The following is a 24,357-nucleotide window of genomic DNA, read 5'->3' as shown; positions in this document are numbered from 1 at the left end:
CATGTGTTTGGGGATCCCTGGACAGATCGTCGAGATCACGGATGCGGACCGACAGATGGCTATGGCCGATGTCTCGGGCGTGCGCCGAGAGGTGTCATTAACGCCCGTCGCGACAGGCCCGTTAGAGGACCTCTTGGGTCAATGGGTATTGATCCACGTGGGCTTTGCCATGGCCGTGATCGACGCCGATGAGGCCGCCGCCACCCTAGAGGCGCTGCGCGGCCTGGGGGAAGCACAGGAAACCCTGGAGGCCATGGCCGAAGGGCAGCGCGCTTTGGAGGGGGTCCAATGAAATACGTCGAAGAATTCCGCGACCCGGTCGCCGCCCGGGGTGTCTTGGCCGCCATCACCGCCGTGGCTGACCGCATTGGCGCCACGCCAGAGGCCCCAGTCCGCATCATGGAGATCTGCGGCGGGCACACCCACGCGATCTTTCGCTACGGCCTCGACAAGATGGTCCATCCGGGGATCGAGTTCATCCACGGCCCCGGCTGCCCGGTCTGTGTGTTGCCCATGGCGCGGGTCGACGAATGCGTCGAGCTTGCCGAACGCCCCGAAGTGATCTTTTGCACCTTCGGGGATGCCATGCGGGTGCCGGGCACGCGCAAGTCACTGCTGCAAGCCAAGGCCGACGGGGCGGACATCCGCATGGTCTATTCCCCGCTCGATGCCCTGGAACTGGCGCGCCGAAATCCCGACCGAGAAATCGTCTTCTTCGGCCTGGGGTTTGAGACGACGACGCCCTCTACCGCTATGTCCGTGCAACAGGCCGCGCGGGACGGGGTGATGAACTTCAGCATTTTCTGCAACCATATCACGGTGCCCGCGCCGCTGCGCGCCCTGTTGAATGACCCCCACATGATGCTCGATGGGTTCGTCGGACCGGGCCATGTGTCGATGGTCATCGGCACGCACCCCTATGACTTCATCGCCGAGGAGTTCGGCAAGCCCATCGTGGTCGCCGGGTTCGAGCCGCTGGACCTGCTCCATTCCGTCCTGATGGTGCTGACCCAGATCGCCGAAGGCCGGGCCGAGGTGGAAAACCAATATGCGCGGGTCGTGCCCGAACATGGCAACCCTATCAGCATTGCCGCCGTGGACGCTGTCTATGAACCGCGCCCGTCGTTCGAATGGCGCGGGTTGGGCGAGATCGACGCCAGCGGCCTGCGCATGCGCGACGCCTTTCGCGCCTGGGACGCGGAGGCGAAGTTCGGTGTCGGCTATGGGGCCGAGGTGCGGGCAGCTACGCCAGAGCCGGAGGGCTGCGCCTGCGGGGCCGTCATGACCGGTCGAATGAAACCCACCGCCTGCGCACAGTTCGGCAAGGGCTGCACCCCTGAGATGCCGCTCGGCGCACTGATGGTCTCCTCCGAGGGCGCCTGCGCCGCCTACTGGCAATACGGCGGTGTGCGCGCCCTGGAGGCGGCGGAATGACCGCCCAACCCCGGACCTTGCGCGACCAGCGCGTGACCCTGTCCCATGGCGGCGGCGGCAAAGCCATGCGCGACCTGATCGAGGATGTCTTCACTTCGGTCTTCGCGCCGCCGGGCATGGAGGATCAGGCCCGCCTGTCCCATCCCGCCCTGACAGAACCGGGCGCACAACTGGCGATGACGACCGATAGCTTCGTGGTCTCTCCGGTCGAATTCCCGGGTGGTGACATCGGCAAGATTGCCGTTTGCGGCACGGTCAATGACTTGGCGGTGGGGGGCGCGCGGCCCCTGTGGCTGTCGGCCTCCTTCATCATCGAAGAGGGGTGCGAGGTGGCGCTGCTGCGGCGGATCGTGGCCTCCATGGCGGCAGAGGCGGCGGCGGCAGGCGTCAGCATCGTCACCGGCGACACCAAGGTTGTCGGGCGCGGCGCAGCTGACACGGTGTTCATCACGACCAGCGGCGTTGGCGTGATCCCGCCGGGCCGGGACCTGCGCGCCGAGGCGATCCAGCCCGGCGACGTGGCCATCGTCAATGGCGTGTTGGGCAACCACGGCGCGGCGATCCTGGCCGCACGGGGCGATCTGGCGCTGACCACCGCCATCGAAAGCGATTGCCAGGGCCTGGGTCACCTGATGGAGGCCGTGATCACAGCCGCCCCGGACACACGCGCCGCGCGGGATGCGACCCGCGGCGGGCTGGCCTCGGCCCTCAATGAGATGGCCGAAGCGGCGGGCGTCACGGTCGAATTGGACGAAACGGCCCTGCCCCTGCACCCCGAAGTGAAGGGCATGTGCGAAATCCTGGGCCTGGATCCGCTTTACCTGGCGAACGAAGGCGCCCTTGTGGTCTTTGTCCCCGAGGATCAGGCCGAGGCCGCGCTGGCCGCCATGCGCGGGACCGAGGCAGGCCGCGACGCGGTGATCGTTGGCCGTGCCCAGGCCAAGGGGCCAGTGCCCGTGACCATGCGCACCGCCTTTGGCGGCACTCGCATCGTAGACATGTTGATCGGGGACCAATTGCCGCGCATCTGCTGACCGGCGGGTACGGCTTTTGCTTCGATATTGGCCGCACCTGCGCTAGCCTCTGGCAAAACAGCCAGCCGGAGGAGAGATGATGCCCGATCTGCCCATCCAGATGGACGTGACACCCGAGGTCAGTGGGTTCTTCGACGAGGCCACGAACACCATAAGCTATGTGGTCCGCGATCCGGGCAGCACGGCCTGCGCGATCATCGATCCGGTTCTCGACATCGACTACGCCGCCGGGCGCATCACCTATGGCGGGGCGGACCGCCTAATCGCCCATATCCGCGAACAGGGCCTCTCGCTGGAGTGGATCATCGAAACCCATGTGCACGCCGACCACCTGTCTGCGGCGCCGTACCTGCAAGACGCGCTCGGCGGCAAGATCGGGATCGGCGCGGGCATCACCGAGGTACAAGAGACCTTCGGCAAGGTCTTCAACGAGGGCACAGAGTTCCAACGCGACGGCAGCCAGTTCGACGCCCTTTTCCAAGATGGCGACACCTACTCTGTCGGGGGGATGCAGGCGCTGGCCCTGCACACGCCGGGCCATACGCCTGCGTGCATGGTCCATGTCATGGGCGACGCGGCCTTTGTGGGCGATACGCTCTTCATGCCCGATGGCGGCTCTGCCCGGTGTGATTTTCCCGGTGGGGACGCAGGGCAACTCTATGACTCCATCCAGCGGATCCTGACCCTGCCCGATGATCTGCGGCTGTTCATGTGCCACGACTATGGCCCAGGCGGGCGCGCCATCGCGTGGGAGACGAGCGTGGCCGAGCAGCGGCGCGCCAACATCCATGTGGGCGGCGGCAAAACGCGTGACGACTTCATCGCCTTTCGCACGGAACGGGACGCGCAGTTGAAGGTCCCCGCGCTGATCATTCCCTCGCTTCAGGTCAACATGCGCGCCGGTGAGGTGCCCCGCGACGACGACGGGCACCCTATGATGAAGGTGCCCGTCAACGGCCTGTAGCCCTACTCCGCAGCCACCAGTTGAAGCGGGGCCTGCGCGGTGCCCTGGGCTTGCGGCTTAGGCGTCGGCGCCTTTTGCCACCGCCCATAGGCCAGCTTGTAGGCCGGCGGCGTGAAGTAAAAGCTGACCACCGTCGACAGCAGAACACCCCCGGCAACGGCCATGGCGAAAGGTGGCCAGAAGCCGCCCCCGGCCAGGATCAGCGGCAAGAACCCCCCGAAGGTCGTGATCGTCGTCGAGACGATGTGCCGGGCGGAGTTCATCACCACCTGTGCCATGGCCGCGGCATCGCCTAGGCGCGCCTTGGGATCCTCTTGCAGCGCCGTCATGATGATGAGCGCGGCGTTGATGCTGACCCCGATGGACCCGATCAGACCGATGATCGCATTGATCCCGAACGGATAGCCGAAAACCGCCAAAGCCAACATCGACAACCCAGCCGACAGCCCCGCCACCACGAGCGCGACCGACGCCAAACGGAAACTGGAGAAGGTCAGCACCACCACGGCGATAGACAGGGTCACGATCAGCCCCAAGGACGCCAGCAAGTTGTTCAAGGTCGACGATCTGGCATCGGCGTCCCCACCGATCTCTAGCCGCATACCTTGGGGCAGCTCAAAGCCAGCCGCGTCGATACGCTCTCGGATCGCGGCGAGGCCCTCTTCCGGCAGAACACCCCGGATCAGGAACACCTGGACCGTGTTCACCCGTTCCGCGTTGCGCCGCGTGATCTCGCCCTGCCCCGGGATCAACTCAACCTCCGCCAGGGAGGACAGCGGAATCCCGGGAAATGCCCCCGTCGCCGCCCGCGCCGGAGCGCCGGGAGGCAGGATGGACATATCACGGATCGCAGCCGGATCGGCGCGGAGAGCATCGCCCAAGCGGACGCGGACGGGCAAATCCTCGGTCCCTTCCAGAAGGGAGCCGCCCGTCACACCCACAAGTGCTGCCTCCAACTGGAGGGCCACGGCACCCGGGTCCAAGCCCACCAGCCGCGCCCGGGCCTCATCCAAGTCAACGGAGAGTTTCGCGGCCCCGGGCGTGATCGAGGCCCGGGCCATCGTCACAGCGGGTGCATCCGACGCGATGCGACGCAGAATCTCTCCCTGTTCTGTCAAGTCAGCCAAGTCATCGCCAACCAGACGCAATTCCACCGGGGCGTTGACCGGCGGCCCTTGGACCAACCCACGCACAAGGACCTGCGCCTCGGGCGCCACTGTGGGCAGCGTTCGTTGCAGATCAGGCAGGATTGCTTCGGTCACGGCGGGCCCATCCGTGCGGATCAGAGCCTGCGCGTAGCGCGGCGCCTGATCGCGCCCGCCGGTGATGTTGTAGTAAAACGCAGGCGCCGACCGTCCCAGCGTCCAGGTGACCGAGGCAATCCCGTCGGTCCCGCGCAGACGGTCGTCCAGGCGGTCCACAACGGCCTGGGTCCTGTCGATGCCCGTGCCCGGGGGCAGGTCCACTTCGATATGGAACTGGTCTCGGTCCACCCCTGGAAAGAACTGCGCCGTGAGCAGCGGCATGGAGGCAAACCCCAGAACCGGCAATACGAGCGCCAAAGCGATGGAGCGGATGGGATTGCGGGCAGACAGCCGCAGGCTCCAATGGAACAAACGACCGAGGGGTCCGGCGGGTATCCCCTGGGCCAACCAGCCCCGGGTGCTGCCCTCGGGCAAGATCCACCCCGCGACGGCCGGGGTGATTGTGACGGCCACCACAAAGGACCACAGCAGCATGATCACCACGGCCAAGGCGATAGATCCCACGAAATCCCCGGCGGGCCCTGGCAGCAAGATCATCGGCACAAACGACAGCGCTGTCGTGGCGGTCGAGGCAAAGAGCGGCATGGTCAGGCGACGGACAGCCTGTCCAACGGCCTCGGCCCGGGCCTGTCCGTCGCGCAGGCGGCGCCCCACCTCATCCGTCATGACGATGCCAGCATCGACCAACAAACCCAACGCCACGATCAGACCCGTGACCGACATCTGATGGATCGGCAAGCCAATGGCATTCATCGTGGCCAGCGTTGCCAGGCTGACCACCGGCAGGATTAACGCGACGATTAACGCGGCGCGCAGACCCAGGGTGACCAACAGCACAACGACCACCAAACCTATACCGAGGGCCATGTTGCCACCGACCTCGGCCAAGCGATCCGCCGTATAGGTCGATTGATCGAACACCAGCGTCACGCCGATCCCACCGGGCCGGGTGGCCTGGAAGTCGGCGACTTGGGCGCGGATATCGGCGGCCCAGAGATCGACCTGCAAGCCGTCTTCGAGCTTGGCCGCCACCAGGATCGCGGGCTTGCCGTCGTGGAGCGCGGCCTCTGCCAGGGGCAAGCGCGGCCCACGTGTTACCTGGGCCACATCGCCCAGGCGCAGTGTGCGGCCGTCGGCGCCATCGCGCAGCACGATGCCGCGCAGCCGATCGAGGCTGTCGATTTCACCCGTCACTTCCAAGACGAAGTCATCGCCCGCGCCTGTCACCCGACCGGCCCGCACCTTTGCATCAGCCGTCCGCACGGCAGAAGACACCGCATCGGCGGTCAGGCCCAAGCCAGCGGCGCGCGCCGCGTCCAAGGTGATCAGCACCTCTTCTTCGGGCGTCCCGAATGTCTCGACCAGTTTGGTGCCAGGCACGCTGCGCAGGTCATCGGCCAAGGCATCGGCCCAACGGGCGGTCAGGGCCATCGGCACGGAGGGACGATCCGCCGTCAAGGCCACAATAGCGGCGTAGGCGCCCGCGCCGTCGGTGTTCAACTCTGGCTCTTGCACACCGCTGGGCAGTGTTGCGGCCACATCGGAGAGGGCATCGCGCAACTCCGACCAGACTTGTTCGATGCGGTCGTCGGCTAAGGTCTCCAACAACTCGACCTGAACAATGGAGATGCCGGTCGAGGAGACGCTTTCGACGGTATCGACCTCCGCTACTTCGCGCAGGGCGTCTTCGATTTCGGCGGTGACCAGGCTTTCGACCCGTGCCGGCTCCGCCCCTGGATAGGCCGTCGTGACCGTCGCAAAAAGGTTGGTGATGGTTGGATCCTCTTGCCGACCGATGGCCAGCAGGGACGACAGGCCCGCCGCCAAGATGACCATCAGAGCCAGCGCCACCAAGCGGGGCTGGCGGAATGTCAGCGCGCCCATGCGATCACCTCCGACTGCGGGGCCACGGTTTGGCCGGGAACGACGCGGTGGCCCCCGTCCGGAATGTAGTCGGTCCCATCCGCAAAAGTGCCTCGGATGTAGGCCCGATCTCCGCTGAGATGCAGAACCGTCGCCGCCTCGACAGTAACGCGCGCATCTTCAACCGTCAGCAGCGTCCAACTCCCACCTGGACCCGGCCGCAGCGCCGACAGGGGCACCCAGGCGCCCTGCCCCGCCAGAGTTTGGGTCACGGCGATCTGCCCCGTGGCGCCAGCCGCCAGCGTCACATCGGATGAAGTCACTTCAAACAGCGCGGTCCGGCTGCGGGTGGCGGGGTCCAAGTCCGGGCTCAACCGCGTCAAACGACCCGAAATCGTATGGCCCGCAACGGAGATTTCGGCCTCATCGCCCAGGGACACGTTGGCCGCCAAATCGGGCGGCAGCCCGACGCGAAACCTTTGGGCGCCCGCTTCCAAGAGGGTAACAATCGGTGCGCCAGGCCCGGCCACGGCGCCCACGTCCATGAGACGCGCGCCCACCGTTCCCGCGAACGGCGCGCGGACCTCCGCCTTGGAGAGGGAGACGTCGATGGCCTCCAGCCCGGCCTCAACTTCGGCCAGGCGCGCCTCCAGTCGGGCAACGGTCAACGACGTATCATCAACCCGCTGGTCCGTGGCGAACCCCCTGCTCCGCAATTCCGTTTGGCGCGCGTTGGTCCGTTGGGCCAGGTCCAACTCCGCTCGGATGGCGTCGCCACCGGCCTGGATGCGGGCACGTTCAGCGGTCAACGCCCGAATGTCAGCCCGGGCGACCACGTCCCCTGCGGCCAGGGTATCCCCCTCGCGCACGGCGACCTCAGCTAAGGTGCCCCCCAATTCCAGGGCCAGGGCCACCTGCTGCGGCGCCTCCACCTGACCGGACACCTCACGCGTCACCAGGTAGGTGTCCTGCACGGTGAGGGAGGCTACGCGAACCGAGGTCGGCGGCAGCACCGCAGGCTCATCCACCGCGGCGGCCCGCGTTGCCAGCGCGCCATATCCAACGATGCCCGCGGCAACCGCCACGGCCACCACAATCAACGTAACGAAGGTCCGCAGCGCTGCGGACAACATCCGTCGCGGGAGTGATGGTCGTGACTGCGCCATGGGCCGCCCCTTTCTAAGTTAGTGTTGCTTACATATGTAAGAGACTCTAACACAGTCAAACAGAACCAGAGGACCTCAGCGGGAAAACATGCCTAAACCCCTGATAGAAAGTAAAAAGAAATATCATCACGGGGACCTGCGCGGGCAGTTGCTGGAAGCCGTGCGCCAATTGATTGAGATCAGCGGCCCCGATGGATTCTCCATTTCAGAGGCCTGCCGTCTGGCGGGCGTGAGCACAGCGGCGCCCTACCGCCACTTTGCGGATCGGACCGATATTCTGCGCGGCGTGGTGGATCTGGCGATGGATCGGCTGCAGGGCGCCATGCAAGCCGCATCCGATGCCTACCCCGACGATACCATCGCGCGGGTCAGCGCGATCGGGCAGGCCTATATCGATTTCGCCCGCCATGAGCCCGGTGTCTTTCGCACCATGTTCGGCCTGACCGAAGGCCATGGCCAGGACGAAGACCTGCTGCGGAAGGGGCAGGCCTCGCTGGGTGTCGTGCGGCGCGCTGTGGCGGAACACTTGGGCCTAGCGCCGGAGACGCCGGAGGCGGGGCTGAAGTCCTATGCGCTTTGGACCTTTGTCCATGGCCACAGCTTCCTTGTCATCGACAGCAAGCTGGAAACCCTGGAAATGCCAGTGCCCGAAGATCGGCTGTTGGATATGGTGGGCCGGTCGATCCTGGGCCCGCGTGCGGCGGGCTAGGCCGCAGTCAGTTCATCAATCATTGCAATAAACGTCGCCTTGTCGCGGGTTGCGAAGGTTTCCACGTCTTCGGCGGGCACACCGTCCATCATCAGGTCCTCCATGGCATCCGCAAGCAACGGGCCAAAGATGATCCGCTCGATGGTCCCTTCGCGCAAAGGTCTTCGGCTGCCTTGCGCGACGGCCTCGCCATACAGAACCTGAGCCGTCCGACGAAACCGCGCGATAAACCCGGTGTGGAACCCCACCGAGACCTCGGGGACCTGGCGCGCGGTTTCGGCGATCACCGTGGACAACGCACCGATTGATGAGCCGCGCATGACGTCAAAATAGACGCCAAGCGCCTCCAGAAAGCGCGCATCGGCCCCAGGCCCCTCGGCTGCGGCAAGGCGATCGACCGTTTCCAAAAGGGTTGCCGTATCGCTGGTCAGGGCGGCCAGGAACATCGCTTCTTTCGAAGAAAAGTGATGGTAGAGCGAGGACTTATGGATCCCCGCCTCGCGCGCGACCTGCGCCATGGAGGCCCCGGCGTACCCTTTATTCAGAAAGACGGCCAAGGCGATTTGGGCAATCTCTTGCCGCCTGCCGTCGAACTTTTCTGCCGTCTCGGCATTTGACTCAGACATCTGCCACCCCATATCGCGCTCTAACCCACCGACCGTTCGGTTGGTATGTCTGTCTAACATCCGTCTCCGTCAAGAGGTCCCCCGTGCGCATTGTCTTGTCCAGCCTCCTTCTCGCCCTGTCCGCCAGTCCGATCGCGTCGCAGGATCTTTTGCCGTCGGGCGACCCGGCGCCGCTCAGGTCCGTTCGCTTGGTCGAACCCTTGGGGGCGGCGGAGACGCGGGACCGTGTCTTCTTTGGGCGCATCGCCGCACGGGAAACTGCCCGTCTATCCTTTGAAATCGGCGGGCGCATGGTGGCGTTGGACGTGGCCGAGGGCGCGCGTCTGTCCCAAGGCGACGTGATCGCGCGTCTGGACCCAGAGCCGCTGGAACGCGCCGTGGAACGGGCGGAGCTGACCCTGGCCCAGGCCACGCGCGATGCCGACCGGCTGGCGGTCTTGGCCGAACGTAACGTCGCCGCGGACGTCCGGGCCGAAGACGCGCGGACCGCGCGGGACCTGGCCGATGTGGCCCTGCGCGACGCGCGGAAGGCCCTGGCAGATGCCACCCTTTACGCGCCGTTCGATGGGCTTGTGGCGGAACGTCTGGCCGCCGTCTTTACCAATGTCGAACAGGGCCAGCCCATCGCGGCCCTCCATGATCTGAGTGAGATCCGGGTGGAGATCGACCTCCCCGAACGGGTCCTGTTACGGGCTGGCGGTGTCGAGGCGCTGACCTTTACCGGAACCCTGCCCGACGGCTCGGATGTGCCTTTGACGCTGCGGGATTTCGAGGCGCAGACGGGACAGGTCGGGCAGTCCTTCCGCCTCGCGCTGCAGGTGCCGCAGGACAGGGCCGCCGGTCTGCTGCCCGGCGCAACGATGGAAGTGACCGCCAGAATGCCGGTTCGGGAGGCGGGCCAGATCCTACCCGCCTCAGCAATTCTGGGCCGGTCGGACCGGGGATTTGAGGTGATGATCTTCGCCCCCGAAGGCGATGGCACCGGCGTGGCCCGCGCGGCCCAGGTCCAGGTCAGCTCACCCGATGGGGTCACACTGGCTGTCGCGGGCCTGCCCGAGGATGCGCGCATCATCGCCGCCGGTGGGCACCTCCTGGAAGAGGGCGAGCGCGTGCGCGCTTATGACGGTCTCGTGGTGGAGGAACGGTGATGATGAAAACCCTGGCCCGCCTGTCCGTGACGCGACCCCTGTACGGATGGCTCCTGATCCTGTTCGCGCTGTTTGGTGGGGCCTTTGGCTATATGGCCGTGGGCAAACTCGAAGATCCGACGTTTACACTGAAATCGGCCCTCGTCATCACGCCTTATCCCGGGGCCACGGCGGCGGAGGTGGCTACCGAAGTCTCCGAAGTGCTGGAGACGGAAATCCAGCAGATGGACGAGGTCAAAAAGATCACCTCGCGCAATGCGCCTGGTCTGTCGGTGATCGAGGTGGAGGCCAAGGACCGCTACGATGGCGGAGATTTGCCCCAAGTCTGGGACGATCTGCGCGACCGGGTGCAGAACGCCAGCGGACGGCTGCCAGCGGGCGCCTTGCCACCATCGGTGAATGATGACTTTGGCGATGTCTACGGCCTCTACTACGCGGTGTCAGCGCCGGGGTACTCCGATGCCGATATCCACGAAATCGCAACCTTTCTTCGGCGCGAGGTTCTGGCCGTAAACGGTGTGGCCAACGCAGAGATCCTGGGCCTGCCCGAAGAGGCTATCTTCGTGGATTTGGACAACCGCGTTTTGGCCCAAGCGGGCATTGCGCCCGACAGCATCTTGAACGCCATTGCCACCGCAACCGATGTGGTGCCCACCGGCACGGCGACCGTCTCGGACCGTCAGCAGCGGATTGCGCCCCCCATCGCCGACGACAGCTTAAGCGACATCGCAGCGATTCCGTTTGGGATCGACAGTGGGATCGTCAATCTAAGGGACCTGGCAGAGGTGTCCCGACAGCGGGTCGACGATCCATCGCACATTATCCGCCACAATGGTGTCGAAGCGTTCACCCTGGGCGTCGCGGGGTTGCAATCGCTCAACATCGTGACCGTTGGCGACCGCATCGAGGCCAAACTGGCCGACGCGATGGAGCGGCTGCCCGTCGGCGTCACAGTGGAGCCTGTTTACCAACAACACCGCGTCGTCGATGAGGCGTCGACAGGGTTTCTGACCTCGCTCGGTCTGTCGGTCGCCGTCGTGATCGCTGTTCTGGCCCTGTTTATGGGCCTTCGGGCCGCGGCGGTCGTGGGGCTGTCTCTACTGCTGACGGTCACGGCCACCTTCTTTGCCATGTACCTCTTTGACATCAAGGTGGAGCGGATTTCCCTCGGCGCGCTGATCATCGCGATGGGTATGCTCGTGGACAACGCCATCGTGGTCGCGGAAGCCATGCAGCAGAGGATGCGGCGTGGCGACACGGCCTCCGACGCCGCAGAGGAGGCCGTGGGCCGGACGGGCATTCCCCTGTTTGGCGCCACAGTGATCGGGATCATGGCCTTCGCGGGGATTGGGCTCAGCCCCGATGCCTCCGGCGAGTTTCTGTTTTCGCTCTTTGCGGTCATCGGGCTGTCGCTGATGCTGTCATGGCTGTTTGCGGTCACCGTCACGCCCCTGCTCGCGTCCTACATCTTTCAACGCGGCGGCTTGGCCGAGGGCGAAGATGCTTACGGTGGTCGTCTCTTTGGGGCCTATCGCTGGCTGGTTCGCGGGGCGCTGCGCGTCCGGTGGTTGGTCATCGTGGCCCTTATCGGGACGACCGTGGCCTGCGTCGGGCTCATGGGCGGGGTCAAACAGCAGTTCTTTCCGCCCGCCACAACGCCGCTGTTCTATCTGGAGCTGAAGGCGGCCCAAGGCACGGCCATCGACGCCACGGCAGAGCAAATGACCGTCCTCGAAGACTGGCTCTTGGCGCGCGACGATGTGGAGGCCGTCACGACAAGCGTGGGGCGTGGCCTGACGCGCTTCATCCTGACCTATGAGCCCGAAGCGCCGGAGCCGTCCTATGGTGAGTTGGTCATCCGCGCCGCCAGCATCGAGGCGATCCCGGCCCTGCGGGCGGATCTGGACCTATTCGCGGCGCGCGCCCTGCCCCAGTCACAGGTGACGACCAAGCGCATCATCTATGGCCCGCCCGTGCCTGCGGATATCGAGGCGCGCTTTTCTGGACCGGACGCCAACGTTCTGCGTGACCTGGCCCAGCAGGCCCAGGCGATCTTGCGGGACGTGCCGGAGTTGCACACCGAAACGACGGATTGGCACCAACGGGAGGTCGTGACGCGCCCCATCTACGCCGAGGACCGAGCCCTGGCCGCCGGGATCCAACGCGCAGACGTCGCAACGGCCATTGCCCTGGTCACCGACGGCGTTCCGGCTGGCACCTACCGCGAGCGGGAGCGTCAGATCGACATCATCGTCCGCGCGGACCAGGCAGGCGACGGGGCAGAAGGCGTCCTGCTGGACCAGCCGGTCTGGTCCCCCGCTGCCCAAACCTATGTGCCCCTGGCCCAAGCCATCGACGGCTTTGAGGTGCTGTCCCGGGACACGTTGATCGAACGCCGCAACCGCGTGCCGACGATCACGGTGCAGGCCAATGTGATCGACGGCCTGACCCCGCCACAGGTCTTTGGCACGGTCCGCCCGCTCATTGAGGCCATCGACCTGCCGCAGGGCTACTCCCTGGCCTGGGGCGGTGAGTTCGAGAGCGCGGGCGAGGCTCAGGCCAGCTTGGGCAAGCAAATGCCGCTGAGCTTTGGGATCATGCTGCTGATTACCATCCTGCTGTTCGGGAAACTGCGGCAAACGGCGGTGATCTGGACCATCGTGCCCATGGCGGTGAACGGGGTCGCGATCGGATTGACCGTGACCGGCCTTCCCTTCAGCTTCACCGCCTTGCTCGGGCTGCTGTCCCTGTCCGGGATGCTTATCAAGAACGCCATTGTCCTTGTGGAAGAGATCGACGCGCAAAAGGCGGATGGCCTGCCACAGTCCAAGGCGGTGATCGAAGCCTCGACCTCCCGTCTCAGACCGGTGGTCCTGGCGGCGGCGACGACGATCCTCGGGATGGTCCCCTTGCTGGGCGATAGCTTTTTCGCGGCCATGGCGGTGACGATCATGGGCGGTTTGGCCTTCGCAACGGTCCTGACGCTGCTGGGCGTGCCAGTATTGTACCACACCTATTTGCGGGCGGAGCGACGGGCAGAACAGGCTGGGCGCGACGCCGGACCCAAAGACGCCGAACCAAAGGACTCTCAGACCGGCCCAGACCAACCACCGCTGCGGGTGGCGGCGGAATGATGCCGAGGGCCGCGCACATCTGGCGAGCGGCCATGGCACGCCCCATCTTCAACGGAACGGGCCGCAACGCGTAAATAACATCAGGAGGGATTTGTGATGAAAGCTGTTCTTTTGGGATCATTGGGGGCTTTGACGGATTTGACCACGTTGGAGCGTCACGCCTTCAACAACACCTTTGCCGAAGCGGGCCTGGATCTATTTTGGAGCCAGGATCAATACCAAGCCATCCTCAAGGAGCACGGGCGCTATGGGGGCCCCACTGTCCTCGTGGCGCAACTGGGCGCCGATATTGCGCAACTGGCCGACAGGTTGGAGCACCACTTCCGGGAGGCCATCGACAGTGCGGAATTGAGCCTGCGGCCCGGTCTGGAAGCCAGCTTGCTGGATGCCCGACGGCAACGGCTGCGTCCCGCCTTCGTGTCCGGCGCGGAACGCCAGACCGTGCTGCGGGTCCTCGCCGCACTTTTCGGGTCCAGGGCTTCGACGGTATTTGACGCGGTGATCTGCGCGGACTGCGGCGCCCCGGCCAAGCCAGCGCCGGATCTCTATGATGTGGCCTTGGACGCAATCGGGACGACGGCGGACCAAGCGTTTGCCTATGAAACCACTGCGGACGGGATCGCGGCGGCCCGGTCAGCCGGTCTCTTCACATTTGCGGTGCCTGGCCAAGTGAAGATCGCCGAGGACTTGTCGTCTGCGGATGCGACCGCGTCCACGACCCTGCGCGAAGACCTGGCGACCTGTGTTGCTTGGGACCTGCGCCATCGTCCCGGCGGACCGGCCCTGGCTGGGCAGCTTCCCAAGGCGTTGGCCGGACGATACGTTCCCGCGGCGCAGTGAGTGTGGCGCTGGCGTTTCGGCCGGTCGACAGGGTGGGACGTGCCCTGGCAGTTGTGCGGCCCTTGGTGGCGCTTTGATTTGACGGGACCCCATTCGGCGAACAGGTCGCCTAGGCAGGTATCTACCAATGCCTAGACATGGGACCTGTTCGTCAGGGTCGTCACCTGGCAAAGCCAAGCCCTGGCAGTAGCGTCCCGCCCTCATCCAGTCGATCCGGACCGAGGCGGCAACGCGATATGATGCAAAGCACGCGCCGCTGCTGCTAATGCCAAGTGTGTCGTATGACGGAACCGTCGGCCATGGCCTGATCTAATGGAAACGATCAATGGTGGCCGTACAGCGCAGCAGTATCCCCGTTGCGCGCGGGACCGACTGATCCTCCGACAGTGGTCTCCGCGCGCTCTCTCTAGCACGCCTATTCCGGCGTCACGCCGATGCAATGACACTCACTTGGCGCGAAACACCCCACGAGGGCAGGCAACGCCAGTCACGAAACCGTGCTGATGTTTGAACGTAGCCTGTCTCTCCATATCTACCGAGAAACCACCGCCCCTACCTCAGCCGAAGGAGCCCGAGCCATGCCGCTGATCCGACCCACTCGACGTGCTGTTGTCGCGCGCGCTGGCGCACTTGCCGGGCTTGCGGCGGTTGGACTGATGACCCCCGCGCGTGCGGAGGGTCTTGCCCCCACACCGACCATGCGAGGGGGCGCCAACAATTATCGCCCGGGCGCACCCCTGGTGGACCGTATCGGCGGCGGAGGGTTCTTGATGACAGGAACGGTGCGCCGTGCCGGGGACGGAACCCCGCTGCCGGGCCGCAGGATACAGGTTTGGGCCCATACGACTGAAGGGCATGAACGGGACGCGGCCAGCCACGGAGCCACCCTGTCCCGCGAGGACGGGACGTTCCAGATGGACATGCCGCAGATCGTGCCAGCCTTCGGCCAGCCCCACGGGCATCTCGCCTATGATGCCGAATATGATGACGGGGCCTTTGCCACCGTTTTCCTACGCCCGGTCATGGCGCGCGTGGACGACAAGACGTTGCATGTGGATTTCGTCCTCGCGCCCGTCTGAGCGCCAACCTGCCGTGATCCGAAACCTGCTGATCTGGGGCACGGTCGCCATCGTCCTGATTTGGCCAATGGCGGTGGCGGCGACCAGCCCGCTGCTGGCGTGGCGCGATTCGATCTACATTGCCGCTGGGCTGTCTGGCGTCTTTGGCTTGGCTCTCATGACCGTCCAACCACTTCTGGCGCGCGGGGTATTGCCGGGTCTTGACGGTCTACACGGGCGACGGTGGCACCGCTGGGGCGGCGCGCTGCTGCTGCTAACTGTGGCGCTGCATATCGGTGGCCTTTGGCTGACCAGCCCGCCCGATGTGATTGACGCGCTGACACTTAGGTCGCCGACACCCTTCTCGGTCTGGGGTGTTATCGCGCTCTGGGCCTTGGGCTTGGCGGGGACAGGGGCCTTGGTCAGAGACCGGATGCCTCCGAGGGTATGGCGACGGGTCCATCTGGCCGCGACCACGGTGGCTGTCACAACCACTGTCATCCATGCCATGCTCATCGTCGGCACAATGGGCACCTGGTCCAAGGTCGCCCTGTCAGGTGCCGCACTCTTGGCCTTGGGCCATGCCCTCTATCACAGCCGGATCGGGTGGAGACGGGGCCGCTAGGGGGCGACCAAATCGTCCCTCACTTGGTCAGGATCAACTTACCAGCGCGTGTCTTCCGCAGAATGTAGACCTGCTCGTCTAGGATGATCCGGGCCGTTGGACTGTCCCGCAAGAGATCCTCGACGCGATAGGACGGCTCCGACGGGGATTGCCAGCTGTCGGAGGATTGGAGGACGGTCATAGGGACCTCCGACCATGGGGCGCAAAAGCCGCATCGACGCGCGCCTCCACCGACGGGAAGGACTGAAACAGAAGCTGCAGCAAGGCTCCGCGCCTGACCTCCGCAGGAATGGCGACAGGCACGTCCCGCAAATCGGCTGTCCTAATCTGATCTGAACCCATGGTGAGGTCCTCCGGTCCAATGGCAAAACGACAATCCGGCTGATCCGCGAGAGGTGGGACTGGCTGCGACTCCTTAAACCTGACAAATTTCATCGGATAAAACAAGGGCAGTCACGGAGCGGGCCGAACAGGCGTCGGAAAACCGCTATCGCCCGGCTTGGTCTCACCCCGAGGACCATGCGCATCGCACGCCAGAGCAGAGGCGCGCCGTCTCCGGGTGAGCCAACAGCACCTCAACTGCCACTGGCAGGCCTGACTGGCGAACGGAGGACCATCGGCGGTCCACCGCCGATTCCCCCGTTCCGCGGGGTCTCCTTCGTTTCGGATCAGGACGTCCAGAGGCCGTGGAAATGGTGAACGGGGCCGTGCCCCGACCCGACGGACAAACGATCCGCTGCCGCGATTGCCCCGGTGATGTAGGATTTTGCGGCGCTCACCGCCTCCGGCAGGGTCCGCCCCGCCCCAAGCTGCGTTGCCAAAGCCGAAGACAAGGTACACCCCGTCCCATGGGTGTTGCGCGTGGGGACACGGGCCGCATCTATCCAGGTCTCACCGCTGTCTTGAAGCAGCAAATCCGGGCTCCGCTCCCCCATCAGGTGCCCCCCCTTCATCAGAACCGCAGACAGGCCGAGGGCGCGGAGCCGCTCCGCCTGGGTCCGCATGTCCTCCCGATCTTGGGCCTCCTCCACGCCCAACAGGTCGGCTGCCTCTGGCAGGTTCGGCGTTGCAACGGTCGCGCGCGGCAGCAGCGTATCGGCCAACGTCGCCACTGCATCCGCGGCCAGGAGGCGGTCGCCGCTCTTTGCGACCATCACCGGGTCCAGAACGATGGGCGCGTCCAGACCCTGCAGACCCTCGGCCACGGTGCGGATCACCTCCGCGCCGCCCAGCATCCCAATCTTTACGGCGTGGATATCCACATCGGCCCGCACCGCGTCGATTTGGGCCGCGATCACATCCAGCGGGACTGGTGAGACGGCGGTCACCCCTTGGGTGTTCTGGGCTGTGATTGCGGTCACGACCGTCATGGCAAACCCGCCATTGGCCGAAATCGCCTTGATGTCGGCTTGAATACCCGCGCCGCCAGAGCTGTCGGATCCGGCGATGGAAAGGATGTTAGGGATCATGTTGACCTCTCGATATGTGTAAAGCGTTGGAGGGCCGCAGTCTTGTGACCCTGGCCAAAGGAGAACGTGGAGACACTTACCCGGGTACCGAACCGACCCTTAGGCTCTGTGACCGACGGGGTCGCATAGCGTACACCGTCGACGCCCGACAAAGGAGGCGCAAAGCGGCCAAACCTACCCGCAACCGCATCGCGGTCCTTAGCTCGTCCCTCAACGGGGCCCCCCAATGGCACGCAGACAAGACGCCAAAGACCGCCCGTCCGACACGCCCTGCCCAAGGCTGTTGGGCCAGTCATCAGGCGCGCGACAGTCGCCGCTTGCTGACATCCATCCTTGCCCGTCACAGGCGCCTCCATTGAGCCGGAAGGGCGCACGTCAGCGGCAAAATCGGGGGTGTCCCTTGCGGCTGCGCCTCCCTCCGCCGGCATTATCCGGTTCAGGTTCGAAGGGTGCTTCTCAGCCGACGGTGTCGGGCGCCCCTGTCGCGTTGATTGTCACGTGCCATGGCACCGGGGGCGGGTCAATCCGGGACCGCCATGGCGCTCATGTTCGTTTGCGTTCGAACTCCGCCCAGGCGGCCTCCAGCACCTCAATCGAAAACCCAGGCGCGCGGGCGGGTCCCAGGATAGTTGCTTCGTTTGCAAATACGGTCTCGATGGCAGCCGCCAAGTCACCGATCACGTCCTCGGGGATCACCACGGCCCCATGGCGGTCCGCGTGAACAAGGTCGTCTTCGGCCACGCGCAGCCCTTTGACGGACACTTCGGTGCAGAGATCGACCACATGGACGTAGCCATGGCTCGGACCAATGGACCCTGCGAGGATCGGAAAACCGTCGTCTATGACATCCAGATCGCGCATGACGCCATTGGTCAGCGCACCCGCGAGCCCGAGGCCTTTGTGGACCGCCACATGGACCTCCCCCCACCATCCAGCGATACAATTGGGATAATCCAGATCCTCAACCACAGCGACGGTCGGACCGGGACCACGGGCCATCGCGCGGAAGTATTGCAGGCGGCGGGCGCGCACATCCTCGGGCGGGTCAGTGGGCGGCGCCACGCCCGCGATCCGCGCGGTGCGCGCGCGCCCAACCATCGCAGGCATCCCGGGCCGACAATGGACCATCGTGCCCCGCGTGAACCGGTTGAAGCCGCGGCGGCCCTGAACCACTTCGATGGCGTTGCAGACCGTTGGTGTGTCCACCTGCTGCAACCGCTGCAAAAGGCCGTCTGGGATGTGTCTGCGTGCCATTGGCCCCTCCTACCGTTAGGTCGCGATGTCTGTCTTCAGATTGCTCCAGCGGTGTCCGACCAGCCTTCGGGTCGCCGCGCGCTGCCACGGACCACCAGAACGCTGGGGATTTCGCGCACCTCCGCGACCTCGACCCCATCCGCAAGCTGGCCAATGAGAAGGTCGATGGTCGCCTCAATCATCTCGGGCAATGGTTGGCGGACCGTGGTCAGGTCAAAGGTCTTCCAGGCCGCCATCGGCGCGTCGTCGTAGCCGATGACAGACACATCCTCGGGCACGCGCAGACCCAACTCCTCCCGCAGCACCTCCAACACACCGAGCGCCATGTGATCATTCGCTACGAAGAGCGCATCGGGGACCACTGGCTGGGCGAACAGATCCCGGCAGGCCTCCATGGCGACGTTCCGGCGGAAATGGCAGTCGATGCAGGCCAGTGGCTCCAACCCATGGGCAGCCATAGCCTCGTGAAAGCCGCGTTGCCGGTCGACCGCGTTTAACGCCCCGCTCCACCCGGCCAGATGGGCGATCCGGCGATGTCCGGCAGCGATCAGGAACTCGGTGGCAAGGCGCCCGCCCGCGACATTGGCGGCTGTGACCGTCGGAGCGCCGGGCGAGATTTGGCCGCGATTCAGCAAGACGCAAGGAATGCCCGCCTTCTGCACCCGTGGCACAAGGGCGTTCGACAGGCTGACCGAGGCCAAGACGATCCCGTCCACGCGGTCGGCCAGCAAATCGCCGACGATGCCGTCCACCTCATCGGGGCTGTTGCCCGCGAAGTAGACGGTCACGGAATAACCCTTTGCGTTCAGCGCCTTGGAGAGGCTTTGCAGAACCTCTCCGAAGAACTCATTCTTGAGGTAGGCCAACACCACACCGATGCGGAACGACTGCCCGGAATTGAGTGACCGCGCCAGGAGGTTGGGCACATAGCCCAGCTCTTCGGCCACCTGTTTCACCCGCTTCGCCTTTTCAGGAGAGACGGTGGCCGCGCTGGAAAACACACGGCTGACGGTTGGTTGGCTGACCCCGGCGGCCCTGGCGACATCGCTGGCGGTGACACGTTTTCCGACCATGGCGCCGCTACTCCGAGGCCAGCTTGGCACGCGGGCCGAGGGTTCGCCGGGCCGTCATCGGGCCCCCACTGCCCGCAAAGGTCTCGACACGGCCCGCGCAACTGGCTGGCCACATATGGTCACGGGCCGGCGGCACCCAGACGAATGACATATGGGCGGCGGTCCCGCTATACTGGCCCCTGTTTGACATCATACCCACGTTCTACTGCCCCGACGCCCAGGGTACTACGTCGCCAAACGGAGGGGGACCACAACCAACGTGAGACATCTTCGTTCCAACGGATACCAGGCGACCCTTGTCACCACGCTTCATGGCAGGGTCCATCCGCACCGACGGCCTCCGCCTCGCATAGAAACCGTCCAACGCAAGGTCCTGATGACGGCGTCGATGTCGAGACACCACGGTTGCACGCTCGCGCCTTGCGACGGTGTCGCGGCATATGGTGTCACGACCGGGATCTGTCACACGTCAATCCGCTGCTCGGTCTCTGGGTCGAACAGATAAAGGTGATCGGAATTGAGCCGAATGCCGACCACATCGTCCTGATCCTTGCGCAAATGACGGTCGCCACGGGCGATCACCCGCTGCTTGCCCCATTGCACCGTCAAAAGCGTGCTCTCGCCCGTGTTTTCAAAGGCATAGATCGTGACGTCAATGTCCCCCTGCCCGGCCTCATGCACGGTCAGGTCATCTGCCCGGACACCAAGGATCGCCCTGGCTCGATCGGCCGCCTTCACCTTAACCAGACGTGTCCCACCCGTGGTCACGAACATGCCGTCTTGGACCGAGCCATTGATCAAGTTCATCGCAGGCGATCCAATGAACCCCGCCACAAACAGGTTGGCCGGATCATTGTAGATCTCATCCGGGGTGCCGAGTTGTTGGATCACGCCATGCCGCATGACGGCCACCCGGTCGGCCAATGTCATCGCCTCGATCTGGTCGTGGGTCACATAGACCGTCGTGATCTTGAGCGCGCGGCTGAGGTGCTTCAACTCCGCCCGCATGGTCACGCGCAGCTTGGCGTCCAGGTTGGACAGTGGCTCATCCATCAGGAACACCTTGGGCGTGCGCACGATGGCCCGCGCCAAGGCCACGCGCTGGCGTTGACCACCCGATAGGGCCTTGGGTTTGCGGTGCAAGAACTCCGTCAGTTCCACTTGGGCGGCGGCCTTCTCCACGCGGGGACCGATCTCCGCCTTCGCGACACCTCGCACCCGCAGGGGATAGGCGATGTTGTCAAAGATCGTCATATGGGGATAGAGGCCGTAGTTTTGGAACACCATGGCCACGTCTCGGTTCTTGGGCAGGTCGTCGTTGACCATGCGGTCCCCGATCCAGATCTCTCCGCCTGTGGGGTCCTCTAGCCCGGCGATCATGCGCATTGTCGTGGTCTTGCCGCAACCCGAGGGACCCAGCAGCACGAGAAACTCCTGATCGGCGATATGCAGAGACTGGTCGTCCACACCGATGAAGTCGCCCCATCGTTTGGTCAGGTTTTTGAGGTGGACCTCAGCCATGGGATGGCTCCTTTGCGGTCGAGACGGGAGCGGTCATCGCACGGCCCCCATAGTCATGCCTTGGACGAAGTATTTGCGGATCATCAGGGCCAGCACGAACATCGGCGCCATGATGATGATCCCAGCGGCGGAGAGCAGGTTCCACAGGTCCCCCTCCTCGCCCTTGAACAGCGCAAGGCCGATGGGCAGCGTCACTGCGTCCTTGTTGGTCAGGATCAGCGCAAACAGGAATTCGTTCCACGCAATGATGAAACAGAAGATGCCAGAGGTCAGCAGGCCCGGCGCCGCCATGGGCAGCACGATGTTGCGGATCACCTGAAGGCGGGAGGAGCCGTCGACCATCGCCGCCTCTTCGGTGTCCATGGGGATGCCGTCGATAAAGCCTTTGATCATCCAAATGGCGAAGGGCATCACGATGGCCAGGTTTACGAGGATCAAACCCAGGCGCGTATCCAGCAGGCCAATGTCCCGAAACATCACAAAGAACGGCAGGATGATCACAACGGCTGGCACGAACTGCGTCGCAAGAATGATGACCAGCATCAGCGTCTCGCCGCGCAGGCTGAACCGGCTGAAGGAATAGGCGGCCAGGGTCGCGATGGGTATGGCGATGACCACAGTGACCAAGGCCACGATTGTCGAGTTGAACAGCTTCTCTCCCAACCGATAGGGATCGTCGAACACGGTGCCGAAGTTTTCCAACGTGGGCGTGAAGAACAGCTTCAACTGGTAGACATCCACATGGGTCTTGAACGCCGCCAAAAAGATCCACGCGATCGGCACCAGCATCACGAAGATGGCTGCCAGGATCAGGGACACTTGGACCGTCCCCAACAGGCGTTGGCGTTGCTTACCGGTCATGGGTCAGGCCTTCCGAAAGACGAATTTGGCATAGGCGTAGGTCAGGAAGATCATTGGGATGACCATCAACCAGGCGACCGAGGCCGAGTAGCCGATCTGCCCGTACTTCATGCCGTTGAAATAGATGTAGTGGCTTAGCGTCTGGGTCGCCGTGCCCGGCCCGCCATTGGTCAGCATAAAGACCTGGTCAAAGGTCTTGAGGCTGAAAATCGCCTTCAGGATGATGACCACGGCCAGGACCGGCCCAAGCTGTGGCAGGGTCACGTCGCGAAACACGCGCCATCCGCTGGCGCCGTCGACCTGGGCCGCTTCGATGGTGTCGCGGGGCACGCTGGCCAATCCGCCGATCAAGACCAATGTCAGAAACGGGATCCACCCCCAGACGTCCGCCATGACCACCACGGCGAAGGCAAGCGTTGGATCCGCCAGCCAACTGACATCGGCCAAGGGCGGGATCACCACGCCGAAGAACGCATCGAACAGGCCGAACTCGGGATTGAACATGAACCGGAAGGATACGCCGATCAGCGCGGGGCTCATGGCGAAGGGGAGGATCAGCAGCGTCTGCGCGGCGCTCCGCAACCGCCCCCCGGGCGCCAACAATAGCGCAAGCCCGAGCGCCAGGATCGTCGTCAGCCCCACGGTCAGAACCGTATAGACCGCCGTCACCCAGACGGAGTTCCAGAACGCCGGTTCCTCGAAAAACGCCCAGGTGTAGTTTTCCCAGCCCAGGTATTGGTCCAGCGATCCCGGTCTGTTCAACCGCCCCACCGTGAACGACAGCCGAGCCGCTTCGATCAAAGGCCAGATTGCAGTGGCAAAGACCACCAGGACCGCTGGCAAGACCAGCAGGTATTTCAACGTGTTGTCACGCATGGGTCCGTCCCGCTTGTGGGGGTGGCGCGGCGGGGTGATCCCACCCTACGGCATCCGTCGTAGGGTGAGACCTCCCCACCGCGCCCGTTGCTTACTCGATCCGGCCCGCGCGGCGCAGCACCTTATCGGCCCGCTCGGCTGCGGCGGTCATCAGCTCCTCCACGTCGCCGCCTGCGGCCGCTTCGGCGATGGCGGCCGACAGGATGTCACCGACCTCGGGCCACTCGGGGATTTGGGGCATGATATCGGACTGCTGCAAGCTGTCCCACGCCGCCGCCTGGATGCCGTCGTTCGCCGCATTCACTGCCTCATCTTGCAAAGACGAGATATGGGTGACCACGTTGTTGACGATGGTTTTGCCACCGACCTCACGCTCGACTGCGTTGGCCTTGTCCATCTCTGGATTGGACAGCCACTTGAGGAATTCCCAGGCCGCATCCTGGTTCTCGGAATAGCTGGAAATCGAGAAGGGCATGGAAATCGCATAGGTCTTCGTCGTGCCCTGATAGGAGGGCATCCCGACGAAGCCGACCTGGTCCTTGGTCAGGGTTGAGCTGTCAGGGTTGTAGAAGCCCGAATAGGCCCACCACCACACCGGGATCATCGCGGAGTTCCCCTGCATGAACGACTGGCGCGCGTCCTGCTCCACAAAGGCGAGCGAATTCGGGTTCGTCACGCCATGTTCGGTGTGCAGCGCGATGTAATCCTTGGTCGCTTGCAGGCCTTCGGGGCTGGCCCAAGCGGCGGTGCCATCCTCGTTGAAGATATCGGCACCCGCGGCCCACAGGAAATTGATCCAGATGAACAGGTTCTGCCGATTGCCGTCGTTGTTGTAGTACAGCGCGAGCGGCGAGATATCAGGGTTGGTTTCCTGCAACTCCTTGCCGATGCGGACCACGTCTTCCCAGGTCTGGGGCGGTTCCGGGATCAAGTCCTTGCGGTAGAACATCAACTGCGGATGGGCGCGCAGGGGAAAGCCGAGCGTTTCACCCTCAAATTGCGCAGAGCGCGCGAAGGCGGCGGGGTAGCGATCCATGGAAATGCCATCGCGCGCCATCAAATCGTCGATCCGCGTCAACCAATGGGCGTTCGGTGGACCCCAGCTGTCCAAATAGTTCACAACGTCGAAGGTCCCGTTCGCGGCAATCCCCTCGGCGTTGATCTTTTCCTGGAGCGATCCAAACGGAATGAAGGTCCATTCCGTCTCGATCCCGGTCAGTTCGGTGAACTCAGCGTCACGCAGCATCAGGCCATCGAATTGCGGCGTCACCACACTGAGGATGTTCAGCTTGGTCCCCTCAAAAGGCTTACCGGGCAGCAGATTATACTTCTCCGAATGCCCGTCGGCGAGCGCCGCGACAGGCGTCAACGCCAGCGCCGCAGCCGTCGCCACCGAGGCCAGAAATGTCCGTTTGCGCATGATATCCTCCCGTTCAG

The 24,357-nt window shown here is 64.5% G+C and carries 22 protein-coding genes and 1 riboswitch; of the genes, 10 read left to right on the top strand and 12 right to left on the bottom strand.

All coding sequences use genetic code 11. The annotated features are described in order from the left end of the window. Position 1: 1 nt before the first annotated feature. From hypC to K5R33_RS17345, 4 genes are all read left to right on the top strand, one after another. Positions 2-292 (top strand): HypC/HybG/HupF family hydrogenase formation chaperone, encoded by a 291-nt coding sequence (gene hypC / locus K5R33_RS17360; RefSeq protein WP_220750352.1) that lies wholly within the window; start codon positions 2-4, stop codon positions 290-292. Beyond that, positions 289-1,434, top strand: a complete 1,146-nt coding sequence (hypD, locus tag K5R33_RS17355) for a hydrogenase formation protein HypD (RefSeq protein ID WP_220750351.1) — start codon at positions 289-291, stop codon at positions 1,432-1,434. Before hypC ends, hypD begins: the two co-directional genes overlap by 4 nt. Further along, a complete protein-coding gene (gene hypE / locus K5R33_RS17350; RefSeq protein ID WP_220750350.1) occupies positions 1,431-2,468 on the top strand; it encodes a hydrogenase expression/formation protein HypE in 1,038 nt (345 codons plus the stop codon). Before hypD ends, hypE begins: the two co-directional genes overlap by 4 nt. Positions 2,469-2,547: 79 nt before the next feature. Next, positions 2,548-3,432 (top strand): MBL fold metallo-hydrolase, encoded by an 885-nt coding sequence (locus tag K5R33_RS17345; RefSeq protein ID WP_220750349.1) that lies wholly within the window; start codon positions 2,548-2,550, stop codon positions 3,430-3,432. Between the two features lie 2 nt (positions 3,433-3,434). Here the strand turns inward: K5R33_RS17345 and K5R33_RS17340 are convergent, their stop codons facing one another. Then, positions 3,435-6,581 (bottom strand): efflux RND transporter permease subunit, encoded by a 3,147-nt coding sequence (locus K5R33_RS17340; protein WP_220750348.1) that lies wholly within the window; start codon positions 6,579-6,581, stop codon positions 3,435-3,437. Further along, positions 6,569-7,726: an efflux RND transporter periplasmic adaptor subunit gene (locus K5R33_RS17335; RefSeq protein WP_220750347.1), complete on the bottom strand. Its 1,158-nt coding sequence runs from the start codon at positions 7,724-7,726 to the stop codon at positions 6,569-6,571. The genes K5R33_RS17340 and K5R33_RS17335 overlap by 13 nt, the downstream gene beginning before the upstream one ends. A gap of 88 nt (positions 7,727-7,814) precedes the next feature. Here K5R33_RS17335 and K5R33_RS17330 point away from each other — a divergent pair, with 88 nt between their 5' ends. Then, positions 7,815-8,435, top strand: a complete 621-nt coding sequence (locus tag K5R33_RS17330) for a TetR/AcrR family transcriptional regulator (protein WP_220750346.1) — start codon at positions 7,815-7,817, stop codon at positions 8,433-8,435. Here K5R33_RS17330 and K5R33_RS17325 read toward each other — a convergent pair. Further along, positions 8,432-9,061 (bottom strand): TetR/AcrR family transcriptional regulator, encoded by a 630-nt coding sequence (locus tag K5R33_RS17325; protein WP_220750345.1) that lies wholly within the window; start codon positions 9,059-9,061, stop codon positions 8,432-8,434. The two genes, K5R33_RS17330 and K5R33_RS17325, sit on opposite strands and share 4 nt — an antisense overlap. A gap of 83 nt (positions 9,062-9,144) precedes the next feature. Between K5R33_RS17325 and K5R33_RS17320 the strand changes: the two genes are divergently transcribed. From K5R33_RS17320 to K5R33_RS17300, 5 genes are all read left to right on the top strand, one after another. Further along, positions 9,145-10,209 carry an efflux RND transporter periplasmic adaptor subunit gene (locus K5R33_RS17320; RefSeq protein ID WP_220750344.1) on the top strand — a complete coding sequence of 355 codons (1,065 nt, stop codon included), beginning with the start codon at positions 9,145-9,147 and terminating at the stop codon, positions 10,207-10,209. Between the two features lie 2 nt (positions 10,210-10,211). Then, positions 10,212-13,343, top strand: a complete 3,132-nt coding sequence (locus tag K5R33_RS17315; protein ID WP_220750411.1) for an efflux RND transporter permease subunit — start codon at positions 10,212-10,214, stop codon at positions 13,341-13,343. A gap of 96 nt (positions 13,344-13,439) precedes the next feature. After that, a complete protein-coding gene (locus K5R33_RS17310) occupies positions 13,440-14,183 on the top strand; it encodes an HAD family hydrolase (RefSeq protein WP_220750343.1) in 744 nt (247 codons plus the stop codon). Positions 14,184-14,761: 578 nt separating this feature from the next. After that, on the top strand, positions 14,762-15,262 hold the full coding sequence (locus K5R33_RS17305) for a twin-arginine translocation pathway signal (RefSeq protein ID WP_220750342.1): 501 nt from the start codon (positions 14,762-14,764) through the stop codon (positions 15,260-15,262). Beyond that, a complete protein-coding gene (locus K5R33_RS17300; protein ID WP_220750341.1) occupies positions 15,234-15,866 on the top strand; it encodes a ferric reductase-like transmembrane domain-containing protein in 633 nt (210 codons plus the stop codon). The genes K5R33_RS17305 and K5R33_RS17300 overlap by 29 nt, the downstream gene beginning before the upstream one ends. A 19-nt stretch (positions 15,867-15,885) precedes the next feature. Here K5R33_RS17300 and hemP read toward each other — a convergent pair whose 3' ends face one another. From hemP to K5R33_RS17255, 9 genes are all read right to left on the bottom strand, one after another. Further along, on the bottom strand, positions 15,886-16,047 hold the full coding sequence (hemP, locus tag K5R33_RS17295) for a hemin uptake protein HemP (protein ID WP_220750340.1): 162 nt from the start codon (positions 16,045-16,047) through the stop codon (positions 15,886-15,888). Further along, positions 16,044-16,208, bottom strand: a complete 165-nt coding sequence (locus K5R33_RS17290) for a hypothetical protein (RefSeq protein WP_220750339.1) — start codon at positions 16,206-16,208, stop codon at positions 16,044-16,046. Before K5R33_RS17290 ends, hemP begins: the two co-directional genes overlap by 4 nt. A gap of 326 nt (positions 16,209-16,534) precedes the next feature. Then, complete coding sequence (thiD, locus tag K5R33_RS17285) at positions 16,535-17,335, bottom strand: bifunctional hydroxymethylpyrimidine kinase/phosphomethylpyrimidine kinase (RefSeq protein ID WP_220750338.1); 801 nt, start codon at positions 17,333-17,335, stop codon at positions 16,535-16,537. 396 nt (positions 17,336-17,731) lie between these two features. After that, positions 17,732-17,826, bottom strand: a riboswitch (TPP riboswitch). 52 nt (positions 17,827-17,878) lie between these two features. Next, positions 17,879-18,589 carry an RraA family protein gene (locus K5R33_RS17280; protein WP_220750337.1) on the bottom strand — a complete coding sequence of 237 codons (711 nt, stop codon included), beginning with the start codon at positions 18,587-18,589 and terminating at the stop codon, positions 17,879-17,881. A 35-nt stretch (positions 18,590-18,624) separates the two neighbouring features. After that, positions 18,625-19,662, bottom strand: coding sequence for a LacI family DNA-binding transcriptional regulator (locus K5R33_RS17275; protein ID WP_220750336.1), 1,038 nt, complete (start codon positions 19,660-19,662; stop codon positions 18,625-18,627). Between the two features lie 462 nt (positions 19,663-20,124). Continuing rightward, complete coding sequence (locus K5R33_RS17270) at positions 20,125-21,183, bottom strand: ABC transporter ATP-binding protein (protein ID WP_220750335.1); 1,059 nt, start codon at positions 21,181-21,183, stop codon at positions 20,125-20,127. Between the two features lie 33 nt (positions 21,184-21,216). Next, positions 21,217-22,044 (bottom strand): carbohydrate ABC transporter permease, encoded by an 828-nt coding sequence (locus K5R33_RS17265; protein WP_220750334.1) that lies wholly within the window; start codon positions 22,042-22,044, stop codon positions 21,217-21,219. 3 nt (positions 22,045-22,047) lie between these two features. Further along, positions 22,048-22,920: a carbohydrate ABC transporter permease gene (locus K5R33_RS17260; RefSeq protein ID WP_220750333.1), complete on the bottom strand. Its 873-nt coding sequence runs from the start codon at positions 22,918-22,920 to the stop codon at positions 22,048-22,050. Between the two features lie 91 nt (positions 22,921-23,011). Beyond that, positions 23,012-24,340 (bottom strand): ABC transporter substrate-binding protein, encoded by a 1,329-nt coding sequence (locus K5R33_RS17255; RefSeq protein ID WP_220750332.1) that lies wholly within the window; start codon positions 24,338-24,340, stop codon positions 23,012-23,014. Positions 24,341-24,357 lie beyond the last annotated feature (17 nt).

Origin of the sequence: Jannaschia pagri, assembly GCF_019655435.1 — a bacterium.
Lineage (GTDB): Bacteria > Pseudomonadota > Alphaproteobacteria > Rhodobacterales > Rhodobacteraceae > Jannaschia > Jannaschia pagri.
The sequence above is the reverse complement of the archived record's forward strand: the minus strand, read 5'-3'. Positions and strand labels throughout refer to the sequence as shown.